Here is a 12,107-nt window from a genome sequence, read left to right on the forward strand (position 1 = left end):
TTAGGCTTCCTCCTGTTTAATAAATTGTTCTACTTTCGCTGGAAGTTCATTGATCAGCTCACCTCCCTGAGCAGTACTGTTCCAATCTCTCCACCACTGACGCAATTCGTCAAATTTGGTTTTAATCAATTCCTTTAGCTCATCATCTTCCATTCCCTCTTGTGAAAATTCAATCGGACTGCTAATGAGTTGCTGTACTGCATCATTTATCACTTTCAATCTTTCCGGTCGTGTACAGGCATCCATCTCATGAAATGCATCTTGTTGCATCACACAAAAATCAATGGTTTGTCCTTTTTGATAGCTTACATATTTTTCAACAGGAACCTTCTTTAAGCCGATAGTACTAATGGTTTGATCGATATCATTTGCTTCGAGAAGCGAGTGTAGCATTTTGTTTCTATCCTTCCAGGAAATAAAACTGTCGTAAACCGAGTTGGTATACACCAAAGGATCAATTGCAGGGTACTTCTTTGCATCGGCACGATCTTGCGACAAGCCCCAGAATCCACCTGTTGCATCCATAGTAGCCTGTGTAACCGGCTCCTGGAAATTACCTCCTGCAGGCGATACGGTTCCAATAAAGGTAAGGGACCCTCCTGTTGCATGATCAGCTCCAGCTCTTTGATACATTCCCTTGATCTGATCGGGAATGTCCATTGGAAAGGCTTCCGGTCCCGGAATATCTCCCTGGCGTCCGCTTCTTTCGCGCAAGGCTTGAGCCCAGCGGGAAGTGGAATCGGCCAAAAGAATAACATTGTATCCCTGGTATCGATAATATTCCCCTACGGTTAAGGCAATAAATACACTGGCTTCACGTGCAGCAACCGGCATAGAACTTGTATTTCCAAAAATACACATGCGGTTCATAAGCGATTCTCCTGTTGCAGGATCTTCCAGTTCTGCAAAATCTTTAAATACCTCAACGGCTTCACCTGCTCTTTCGCCACAGGCTGCCATGATAATGATATCTGCCAGTGCGTATTTACAAAGGGAATGCTGCAGTACGGTTTTTCCAGCTCCAAATGGTCCGGGATTTCCTACTGTTCCTCCGTATCCTACTGGTGCCAGCAAATCGATAACGCGAACACCTGTTGAAATTGGCTGACTTGGAATGGCTCTCTCTTTAAACGGAATTGGTGACTTTACGGCATGACGAAAGGCCAGTTTTAAAGTATGACGATTATTATGAGCATCCAGAACTACTGCAACTTCCTGGGTAATATTTAATTCTTTTTTATCAACAATGCTTTCTACTCTACACTTGCCAAGGCTAAAAGGCACCAGGATTTTATGCTCCATCCTGCCTTCGGGCACCACTCCTATGGCATCTCCTCCACTTACTTCATCGCCTTCCTTTGCCAGGGGAGTAAATTCCCATAATTGCTCTTCATCAAGCGCAGGAGCTTTCATTCCCGGAGCAAGATAGGCTCCCTGTTCACTAAGTTTGTACAATGGGTTTTGAAGTCCATCCCAAATGCTGGTCAACAATCCCGGACCCAAAAGCACTGACAATGGTTGTCCTTTAAATTCAACAGAATCTCCAATTTGTGCTCCTGTTAAATCTTCAAAAACCTGCATCTCCACTATTCCTGCCTCCTTGTTTTTGGGATCGGTATCAATTTGAAGTACTTCTGCCTGAAGTATTTTACCATCAACAGAAACTTCGGCAGTTTCTCCCATGATTACTTCTCCAAAAAATCTAGCTTTAACCAATGAATCCTGAATTGAAATAAGGTTTCCTGTTCTTTTACTATTATCGTTCATAATTAAGATATTCTTATATCCAACAAGCAATTACATCTATTTTATTATCATCATTTGCCCTTTTAGAGATTTCCGGCCAAGCCATTGCTTCAAATCATTCGTCCTCTTGCTTTTACTTCCAATGGGACATTGAGGCAACACTTCATCATCGTGCCAGGGGCAATTGTATATCTCGTATATTTTGTATTCAATCAGACCAGAAGTTTAGCTTCTGCTGATGTTAAGGCATACTTTCGTTAGATTAGCCTATTGAGTTCTTAAACAGCTCTGTTGACAAAGCAATTTACAGGAAGGAATAAAGGAGGGAATATTCGATCAGATCGGAAAACTTCCATGACTTAATTATATCTTCAGCATATCAATAATTAAAGGAAGCTTTCCAAAGAAAATCAATCTCATGTACCTAAAATAATCAAATTAATTCCATGATTTTCTTTCTGATCATCACCACTTGTTTATACTTATAGCGATCGGCCTACTCATCCGATTCAAATTCATTCAGCAAGACCTCGCTGTTTTTATTTACCTTCAATAAACTGCTTACAAAACTCTCTTCCTTTATGCCTAAACTGAATATTGGTCTACTCGAATACTTTAAAAAGTCAACCAATAAACGTTCGCTCTGAGTATTACTAAACATCAAATCCTGAAAGCCTTGTACCAGCAGCATATCTGCCGATATTTTCCTGGCTTCTTCTATCAAAGCTTCATTCTTTCCCAAATTCTCTTTTTCTACAATGCTAACAGAACAGGATACTCCTTCACTCTCAATTAAATCTTTCATTAGCCTGCTCTTTTTGTAAGCCAAAGATTGAGTTAAGTCAATTTTTACGGTAAGGGTTGCCAATAGCTTTATATTGGCATTAAACATCTTTCCCAGAAGAATAGACCAGTTTAATAAGTCTCTGGATTGTCTCGAAATATCAACAGGAACCAGGATATTGCGAATTCCTTTGCTTGTCCACCTGTTGTTTACACTAATTACCGGACAGCTCGATTCCCGTACAATCTGGCTTACATTATTGCTTTTGTACCTTTCCGGCAAAGCATCAATGCGATTCCTCCTGTTTAATACAAGCAAATCGAAGGATTCATTGCTCGTAATCGAATTGATAATGCTTACATGATTTCCAACTTCAACCCTTAACTTTACGTGCTCCGGTATTTTCCCCTCAAAATTCATTTTTGCAAATCTTACCAGGCGCACCATCCCCTTTTTCTCGGCCACACTTTTAAGATCAGGCTGAAACACTTCCGAAATTCCTCCCACATTGGGCACAACGTGAAGCAAAGTAATTTCTGCTCCTAATTTTTGCTTTAAAAACAGGGCTTGATTAAATGCGGTGGTACTTTCAATTTCTAAACTTACCGGCACCAATATCTTTTTAAATCTGTTTGTTGTCATCTTAAAAAAGCATTAAAAATTTCTCACTGTAATTCCCTTGCTTTTAACAAACCATTTGTCAAAGTATGATAACAAGTCACTTTTCTTTTTTACTGATTGATTGATGTGGTAAATCGAGAGTGATTTACTACTCAGCGTTTCCTGACCATTCTCTGATGGATTTTTGGTTTTGACAGATGCATTTCCGCAAGCATTTTCAAAACGCTTCATCATTTTAGCTTTTTCATCACTTGTTATGCTGTTGCTATCCAGATCTACCAGCACATTGCACTTTTGTTCTGAGCAAATTTTCTGTAAGCTGCCAAGAATCGATGTAGATATGGTGGCCTTGTCGTTTCTTACATAGATTTGATTGATTTGCTCCCCAGGATTGCAATGATTCAAAATGTATAAGGTTTGATTGCTTGCTTCAACAATCTCCTTAAATCGTGGGTTGAATTGCAGATCGGAACCATCCTCTTTTAGAGAAAGAACTACTTGCCAATTTTCATTCCTGTACACATCCGATTTAAAGAAATTCAATAGGTCTCCTTCAAAAGATAGCAGTTCAACACGATCGTCCTGAAGCTGATATTCGTTAAGAAGCTTATTCTTTAAGGCGTTCAACTCTCCATTCGAAATGTCTTTTAATATGGGTGCCATGTCTCTAAGCATAGAAGATCCAAAAGATGGTTTTTGCCATGTTTGCATCAAATATATTTTTGAGTTTTCATTACTTAGATATTTTAACGAAAAATCAATTGCACATGCATTTCCTTCCGTGAAGTCTGCCAATATTAGTATCCTGTCTTTTTTCATACCCTTCTGCCTTAATTTTGCTTCAAAAGTAAAAGAGGCTCGATTCTGATGAAACAGGAAAACACCTATTTTTAATGGGGGAAAACCCTACCTGATGGATTTTTTTTGGCAAGAATGGCCATTTACAATTAATAATGAGTAATGAATAATGAGTAATGAATAATGAGTAATTAGCTGAGGGCTGAGTGCTGAAAGCTGTTGGCCAAAACACAGTGATCTTGAGATTCCGACTTGGGTTCGGATTCTCAATAGCAAGTACAATGAACAATTAGTAATGAGTAATGAATAATTAGCTGAATGCTGAATGCTGAAAGCTGAAAGCTGTTGGCCAAAATACAGTGATTCTACTCAATTATCGCTCATTTTGAACAGAAAACTTACTTTCCATGCCTGTTTTTATTTAGAACAACACTAAATAGAGAATTCTTTTACAGAATTTATAATCCAATTACATTTATCATATTTATCTATTCCTATGGGTGTGTTTATGTTATCTTAAACACTAAAAGTCTAATGTATACGAGAAACGAAGGAGAAGTATAGGAGGAGTATAGGAGTAATATCCTATATAGCTAAGCTATTATTGTTAAGTTTACAGGTGAGTTTTTCCCTTTCTACCTCTCTCCTGTTTTTAGCTAATGTTCAATTGAGCTATTGACATTTAAAAATATCATCTTGAACTTTATCATATATTTTTATCCATTAACCACATTTTGAATAACACTCACATAGTTTCAAATAATTATATTATTAACCAAAAAAAATAAGCTTTATGGCAATCGTTAAAAAGAATCTAGTAACCAGCGGCTTAAGCGGTAAACTTGGAAAGAATCTTGTATTTAGACAAAGAGGTGAACAAACCATTTTGTCTACATCTCCGCAACGTATTGGGATTAGTACTCAGAGTCAAATTGAACATCAGGAAAATTTTAAGCATGCTGTACAGTATGCAAAAGTTCAAATGAAAAATCCTGAACTAAAAGAAGAATACAGGAAAGCTGCCCAAAAAAGAGGTGTGCTTAGTGCTTACAATTTGGCAATTGCAGATTATTTTCATGCGCCTGAAATTGGCGATTTAAATGTGAGCAATTATCATGGTGAAATTGGAGATAAAATTGAAATTATTGCATTCGACAATTTTAAGGTGAAGCAAGTTGAAGTGGAAATTTATCAAGCGGATGGCAGTTTGGTAGAAAAAGGTTTGGCCAGCAAAGTTGACAGTGATAGCGAATGGACTTATATCGCTACTGTTGCCAATACCGAATACTCTGGCGATAAAATTATCATTAAGGTGTTTGATTATCCTGGAAATGAGACGAATTTGGAAGTAGTCCTGGCTTAGTTTCAGAATTCTTTTGTAAGAAACTGTCAGGATGTGATGCCTGACGGTTTCTTTTGTTAATAGTTTTGAAATCCTACAAAGATGCAAGGCTTTGTGTCTAGCCTATTTGACCTTTCTCCTCCTCTTCTTTTGCCATTTTATCGATTAAATCGAAACGGTCGAACCAGAAGAAATTGACTTTACGGATGTACCTGTTTCTGTCTTTTACCAGTTTAAGCAGCCATAAAACCAAAATGGAAAAAATAAAGGTGATTCCCAATATGCTATTTATTAGGATTGTGATATCAGCAGAATTAGCTACTTGTGCTACTGTATGAGTTGTTTGTGCAGGTTCTTCCATAGTATGACTCATTACCTCAACTAAATTGACGAAAAGTGTACTGATTAGCAGAAGAGCGGATGCAATACAAAGCAGAGTGAAGAAAATACGAAGTGGAAACAGAATTATCGGCATTCGAATTACCGAAGGACTTTTTTCGTAAGATTCGTTGTATTGGTCTTTGGATTCTTTGATCCAGATTAAACAGTCGTTAAGATTCATGTGATTTGGTTTTGTCGAGGTTTTCTTCCTGACTTAGACTTTTAGTTATTTAAAATTTTGATTTTCTGCTCAAGGAATTCAGATTCGCTAAGTGTACCATTCTCTTTTAGCTTGGCTAGCCTCTCCAACTGATCTATCACATTATTGGATTGATCGACCACAACTGATACTTTTTCAGGAGGCATCATTTTCATATCATTGTCAATGGCTTGTTCATCGTAAATGGTAATTTTACCATCACTTCTGAAAAAACGGTAATATTCTCTGCCTGCGGCTAAAGCTTTTTGCCTATCGCTACCTTTCAAAGCTTCCTGATATTCCCTTGTCAATCTTTTCTTTAACATTTCCCTACCTTTTGAGCCTCTATATATCGCTCTTAAAATAAAAAAGCCAGCTATAGCACCCAACCCATACAAGATAATGTCTGTTGTTTCCATTCCTTTTCGAAATTATTGTTTGTAGTTTTGTTTGAATTCAAAATTAACAAAATATACAATAAAGAAAAGAAATGGGTTTGCAGATTTTTTAACATTCTTATTGAAATTATTCTGTAAACCATTACCTGATATTACCCCCAAATGGATCCGAAACAATGTGAGATAAATGAACAGAATTTATTCGATATCATCCTTATCTTCTACCAAAAGCTCCTTAATCTCTTCAGCCCCTTCGTCGAATAGTTCGGTTTTGCCACGTTTAATGTATTGCGACAAGGCATCCCAGTTGTAATCTTTCCCATCTGATTCGCATCCGTGGCAAATCTGCATATCGAACAAATGACTTAAGCCAGCTTTTTCAAATAATTCTATCATCTGCTCATTCTCTCTTAAATCAGTATCAATAAAATTCTGTAGGGTATCTATTTTCCAATAGGAAATTTCTTCCTTACTAAGTCCCGATAGTTCCCCCAGTTTATCACCCTCGGGTGTTGAATGGTGAGTTAAAAACAGGAAGGTTTTAATAATAAGTCGATTCTTATCTATAGTGGCAACAAAATACCCCCACTTGCTTTCGAAATAGTATAGTGGAATTAAAATGCGTCCTTTGTAAAATTCAATGTGTAAATCATGTCTCAGGTAGTAATTCATTGTCCAAACCACTTCGGTATCAAATAAAGGTTTAAGCCTACTTAAAACTCTATGGTAGGCATGTCGTTGAATACATACTGGCAAGCATTTCTTATTGCCTCTGTACAAGTCTTTTAAATCTTTTGTTTGTACGAAAGTCCAATGCATTTCGAAATCATTGTTAATGTATCCGAGTTGAAACACAGCTCTGCTCTTTCCCTCTTCCTTATAAAAACTCTCTCTCGCAGCAATGCTTTCTAAAGAAGACTCCCAATTCATTCTCAGTGTGGGATAATCTTTAATCTTTGCCTCAAGTTTTAAAATGTACACGTTATGGTCGAAAACATTGGTGGCATTGGCTATAAAAGCATAATGTTGGATCATCTTTCCATAATAGCTATCAAAAACCCCAACGTATTCTACCATGGGTTGAAAGGCATCCATTAAAAACTCATAGCGTTCGGGGTAATTCTTATTAAATGAGCTAATAAAGTAATTTGCCACAATAAGTTCATAATTTGTAAGTTCAACTACTTCGCTTTTACGCACACACATCTTTGGATCTGAAAAGAAATCGTTTACAAATCTTTCAAAGAACTGTATACTATCCAATGTATAGTGCTGTTTCTTATTGGTTTTTAATTTTAGAACAAAAGCTGAACATCCAAAAGCTCTCATTTTTTCTTCTTTGCTGAGCAACTTGTATGAATCGGCACAATTCATTTTTTCGCAAACTGCCTCAACAATTTTTAAGTATTTCTTTCTGAGTAGGCTATTGTGATAAGGAGAGTTATTTTGCTTCCTTTTAACCTGGGGTTTTGCTTTTTTCCTCTTTTTAGCCATAAGATTCAATTTTATGGTAGCCACCTATAAAATTAACAATATAATTTAGAAAAAAAGCCAATTCTTTCGATTAATGAATTTTCACTAAGAATTTCACCTGACAACCCCCTTAATTACTGACAATAACGTCGCTAACTTAAGAACCCTAGAAACTTACAATTGAATTCGCATTAAACATTTTAGATCATTACATGATAAAGACTAACTAGATTGTACTTCCCTTAAATGGCAACGGGAGGCACTGTCCTGCCCTCCTTCCTAAAGCAACTGTTCTTAAAGCAAGCTCCGTTTAAAACCGCAAATGAAAATTAACTGTAGGACCATGATGGAGGACATCAAAATCGGTTTCAAAATCCATATCTTCATTACTGAACAAATTGGGTCCTGTAATCTTATCGCTAAACAAATAATTGAGATTGTAGCCAAGTGAAAAATCGATTTTACAGTTTTTTGAATTGCTAACAATAAAATTGAAATAGGCCTCTAATGAGAAGTCAATTGCCCAGTGTGTCACATCCTCGTTTACATTGGCATAATTGCATTCATCCTGAAAAAGAGCAATGTAAATATCCGATTTCCATTTGGGCGTAATGAAATACTTTAGTCTATCCTTAAAGGACAAGGGCTTATTGCTACGTTCGGTTTTGGTATGTAGTAATTTGTTATTTAGTGCGCCCAAACCAATTCCTATGCTATGAATGTCTTTAATTTCGGGGTCTGAAATCCAATTGTACTCCATGTCTTCATCTTCCGATTTTTGATAGTAAACAATGGGAAGGTTCAGGTTTCGATATCGAAGTCCCCAATATACCGCAGCAATATTTTTAATGGGATGCACTACTTTAAAGTCAATTTGTGTGAATTTGGAATCGAAATCATTTGACTCATCCAGGGCTCCATTTCCATTGTATTTTTTTAAACTCGAAGCAAAGCTGGAGTTCTGAAATTCTAAAAAGTAATTGCTCTTTTTGCCAAAATACCCAACAGCAAAGCCTAATAAATCGCTTGCCAGTCTTTCTTTTGACTCGTGGGAACCCGACAAGGCCAAAACCGAAAACAAGAGCTCCACTCCTATTTTCTTTCCCTTGAGTGCAACAGTGGTGGTCTCTATCCAATTGTGTTCACTCTTTAATTGATACTCCTGACCATTGATTGTAGCCTGAAGGAAACTTACATTGTAATTGCAATACCAATAGTTATTGGTAAGCTGAAAGTAATTAAAGTTATTGGGCTGATTGTAAAAGGTAAGTTTATCAGCTTTTGATGCGAAGCAAAAGAGTAATGCAAATAAGAGTAGTGGGAATACTTTTTTCATAGGTGTATGGAATCAATTTTTGTTTGTTAATGTTGTTTTGTATGGTGGATATTAAGAACTAAATTACACAGATCGGGATGGATTCAAAGCCAATTCCAGACCTAGTAAGCAAGCTGCAATTGTTATTGTTTGAGCCATGCATATTATTTAGTAAAGCGGTGTTTTGGAATGCCATGAGGCCAGGCTTTTTTACAAGTTAGTGAACAGTGAGCAGTTATCAGTAAACAGTTAGCAGTGAACAGTTAGCAATTAGCTGAATGCTGATAGCTGTAAAATTTAAAAGAGATGGACAAAATTATATTACAAATCACATCGGGACGAGGACCAGCAGAATGCTGTTTGTTGGTTGCCAAAATATTTGAACAAGTGTTGAAGTAAGCATGTAAGAAAAATCTTACAGTAAATCTTTTGGTGACTGAGGTGGGACCCCAAAGAGGTACTTACCATTCTGTTACTCTTGAACTGACAGGAGATTACGCCAATGACTTCGCAAAAGCATGGCTGGGCAGTATTCTGTGGGTGATGCAGAGCCCGTACAGGAAGAATCACAAAAGAAAAAACTGGTATGCAGCGGTTCATAAACTTTCTGTGGCGGATAAAATGTTTGCTGTTCCGGATTGTGATATTTCCTATCGGGCGATTCGCTCGGGCGGACCGGGCGGACAGCATGTAAACAAGGTGAGCACGGCCATACGAGCTACTCACAAGCTTAGTAAGCTTTCTGTTTTGGCATCGGACAGCAGGTCGCAGGTTCAGAATAAGAAATTGGCCAAAGAACGATTGATTGAATTGTTGCAGCTGCAGGAGTTGCAGAAAAGAAAGGCTGAGAAACAAGAGGATTGGATGAATCACAATGCCTTGCAAAGGGGAAATCCGGTAAAGGTTTTTGCCGGTAGTGATTTTAAAATCCGTAAACAAAATTAAAAGAGGGCTATGAGTACACTAGCAGACCAATATTATTTGAAGGCATTAGATCTGTATCCTTACGATTTGGAGGAGAGCATGGAGAATTTGAACTATGCGCTAAGTTATAATCAGGATCACATTGGAGCGAATTATTTGATGGGCAAATTGCATTTGGAACAGTTGAATGAATATGAGAGCGCGGAGGAATATTTTATTATCGCCATGGCTTCTAATTCCGAAAATGCCAATGTTTGCATGGATTATGCTTCTCTTCTGATTCAGTTAAGGGAGTATGACAGAGCCCATGATTTGCTTTGCCATGCACAAAAGATCAAAGGGCTTGATCTATGGAAAATCAAAGTAAGAAAGGCTTTGATACACGAGCATAAGGGCAATTACAAAAAGCAAGAAAGCTTTAAAAAAAGGCTTTGCTGTTTGCCTATAATCAGGAAGATATCAATAAAATTGAGGAGGATGTAAAACGTGTAAAAATGAAGTTAAAGTTGGTGAATAAGAGCCAAAAAAAGAAGGAGGAGTAATGGCTCTTCCTTCTTCAATTATCCTTTCACCACAGCCAAAGGTTCCAGTTCTACCAGGATTTTTACCAGGTCTTTTTGGTTTTCCATTACCTGGTGGATGTCTTTATAGGCTCCGGCTGCTTCGTCTAAATCCTTCTTTCCTCTTATGGCATGAAGAATTCCTTTTTCATCGAGACGATTGATCTCTTCTTGCAAATCGAGCTCGCGTTGTGCTTGCTTTCTGCCCATTTTTCGACCTGCCCCATGCGAACAGGAGTGAAAACTTTGCGGATTTCCCAATCCTTCCACAATGTAGGATTTTGTTCCCTGTGAACCGGGAATGATACCCATCTCTCCTTCTCTGGCACTGGTAGCTCCTTTTCGGTGAACGATGACATCTTTCCCGAAATGGTGTTCCCAGGCTGCGTAATTGTGGGCAATGTTGATGATTTCTGAAAACTCAAGGGGCTCAGACAATACACTTTTAAAGGCTTCCTGTACCCTTTCCATCATCAGTTTTCGGTTGGCAAAAGCAAAATCGACACAATACTGCATGGCATTTATGTACTCCTTTGCCTCCGGGCTTTCGATGGGCAAAAAGGCCAGGTCCCAATTGGAGGGAACTTGAGAGTGCCATCTGGAGTTCAGGTTTTTGGCCAATTTGTTGTAATGATCGGCCACCTGCTTTCCCAGGTTTCGGCTGCCCGAATGTATCATCACCCAGATGCAATGGTCGGAACCATACTGTATTTCAATAAAGTGATTTCCACCTCCCAAGCTTCCCAACTGGTACAATGCATTCTGATAATGAGTCTTAATCACCTCTGGCAGATGCTCTGTTCCCGGCATCAGGCTCTCATCCTGAGCTTGTGCATGCCTGGAGAAACCCAGTGGGATTCTGCTTCGAATTCCGCTCATTATTTTTTTGAGGCTTTCAGAATCGAGGTCTTCGATATTGGTTTTTACGGCACACATTCCGCAACCAATGTCAACGCCTACCGCATTGGGAATCACCACTCCCTGCGTAGCCAAAACGCCACCTATGGGCATTCCATATCCACAATGTGCATCGGGCATTAAAGCGACATGCTTAAAGGCAAAGGGCAAATTTGCCAGGTTCCCGGCCTGCTTTAAAGCGGATTCTTCCAAATCGCTCACCCACATTTTTATTGGGATTCTTTCTGTTGAATTTATATTTATCATGACTTTTTTTCTTTCAGCTGTCAGCGGTCAGCATTCAGCTGTCAGCATTCAGCTGTCAGCATTCAGCAGTCAGCGGTCAGCTTTTAGCTTTTAGCTTTTAGCTAATTACTCATTATTAATTGTTCGTTGTACTTGCTATTGAGAATCCGAACCCAAGTCGGAATCTCAAGATCACTGTGTTTTTAGCCAACAGCTAATTATTCATTGTTCATTATTAATTATTCATCGTATTTGCTATTGAGAATCCGAACTCTAGTCGGAATCTCAAGATCACTGTGTTTTTAGCCAACAGCTAATTATTCATTGTTCATTATTAATTATTCATTGTATTTGCTATTGAGAATCCGAACCCAAGTCGGAATCTCAAGATCACTGTGTTTTTAGCCAACAGCTAATTATTCA

Annotated in this window: 10 protein-coding genes and 1 pseudogene; 3 read left to right on the forward strand and 8 right to left on the reverse strand. The window is 38.1% G+C overall.

All coding sequences use genetic code 11. The annotated features are described in order from the left end of the window. From NQ163_RS06135 to NQ163_RS06145, 3 genes are all read right to left on the reverse strand, one after another. A complete protein-coding gene (locus NQ163_RS06135; RefSeq protein WP_268189390.1) occupies positions 1–1,767 on the reverse strand; it encodes a V-type ATP synthase subunit A in 1,767 nt (588 codons plus the stop codon). A gap of 475 nt (positions 1,768–2,242) precedes the next feature. Next, a complete protein-coding gene (locus tag NQ163_RS06140; RefSeq protein WP_268189391.1) occupies positions 2,243–3,172 on the reverse strand; it encodes a universal stress protein in 930 nt (309 codons plus the stop codon). Positions 3,173–3,184: 12 nt separating this feature from the next. Then, positions 3,185–3,970, reverse strand: a complete 786-nt coding sequence (locus tag NQ163_RS06145) for a hypothetical protein (RefSeq protein ID WP_268189392.1) — start codon at positions 3,968–3,970, stop codon at positions 3,185–3,187. Positions 3,971–4,742: 772 nt separating this feature from the next. On the opposite strand from NQ163_RS06145, the gene NQ163_RS06150 reads away from it, so the two are divergent. Further along, positions 4,743–5,312: a hypothetical protein gene (locus NQ163_RS06150; RefSeq protein ID WP_268189393.1), complete on the forward strand. Its 570-nt coding sequence runs from the start codon at positions 4,743–4,745 to the stop codon at positions 5,310–5,312. 97 nt (positions 5,313–5,409) lie between these two features. Here NQ163_RS06150 and NQ163_RS06155 read toward each other — a convergent pair whose 3' ends face one another. The 4 genes from NQ163_RS06155 to NQ163_RS06170 all read right to left on the reverse strand — a co-directional run bounded on the left by NQ163_RS06155 (position 5,410) and on the right by NQ163_RS06170 (position 9,078). Then, the gene (locus NQ163_RS06155; RefSeq protein ID WP_268189394.1) at positions 5,410–5,853 is read right to left on the reverse strand and encodes a hypothetical protein; all 444 of its coding nucleotides are present in this window, start codon (positions 5,851–5,853) and stop codon (positions 5,410–5,412) included. A gap of 41 nt (positions 5,854–5,894) precedes the next feature. Continuing rightward, positions 5,895–6,197, reverse strand: coding sequence for an SHOCT domain-containing protein (locus NQ163_RS06160; protein ID WP_268189395.1), 303 nt, complete (start codon positions 6,195–6,197; stop codon positions 5,895–5,897). 270 nt (positions 6,198–6,467) lie between these two features. Continuing rightward, positions 6,468–7,763: a hypothetical protein gene (locus NQ163_RS06165; RefSeq protein ID WP_268189396.1), complete on the reverse strand. Its 1,296-nt coding sequence runs from the start codon at positions 7,761–7,763 to the stop codon at positions 6,468–6,470. Between the two features lie 289 nt (positions 7,764–8,052). Further along, the gene (locus tag NQ163_RS06170) at positions 8,053–9,078 is read right to left on the reverse strand and encodes a hypothetical protein (protein WP_268189397.1); all 1,026 of its coding nucleotides are present in this window, start codon (positions 9,076–9,078) and stop codon (positions 8,053–8,055) included. A 396-nt stretch (positions 9,079–9,474) separates the two neighbouring features. Here NQ163_RS06170 and prfH point away from each other — a divergent pair. Together prfH and NQ163_RS06180 are read left to right on the forward strand one after the other, a co-directional pair. Further along, a pseudogene (prfH, locus tag NQ163_RS06175) lies at positions 9,475–10,002 on the forward strand (peptide chain release factor H); the annotation flags it as partial. A gap of 9 nt (positions 10,003–10,011) precedes the next feature. Beyond that, positions 10,012–10,464, forward strand: a complete 453-nt coding sequence (locus NQ163_RS06180; RefSeq protein WP_268189398.1) for a tetratricopeptide repeat protein — start codon at positions 10,012–10,014, stop codon at positions 10,462–10,464. A 77-nt stretch (positions 10,465–10,541) separates the two neighbouring features. On the opposite strand, the gene NQ163_RS06185 is transcribed toward NQ163_RS06180, so the two are convergent. Continuing rightward, on the reverse strand, positions 10,542–11,705 hold the full coding sequence (locus tag NQ163_RS06185) for an RtcB family protein (protein ID WP_268189399.1): 1,164 nt from the start codon (positions 11,703–11,705) through the stop codon (positions 10,542–10,544). Positions 11,706–12,107: the final 402 nt, after the last annotated feature.

The sequence above is a fragment of the Marinifilum sp. D737 genome, assembly GCF_026672275.1.
Classification (GTDB): Bacteria; Bacteroidota; Bacteroidia; order Bacteroidales; family Marinifilaceae; genus Marinifilum.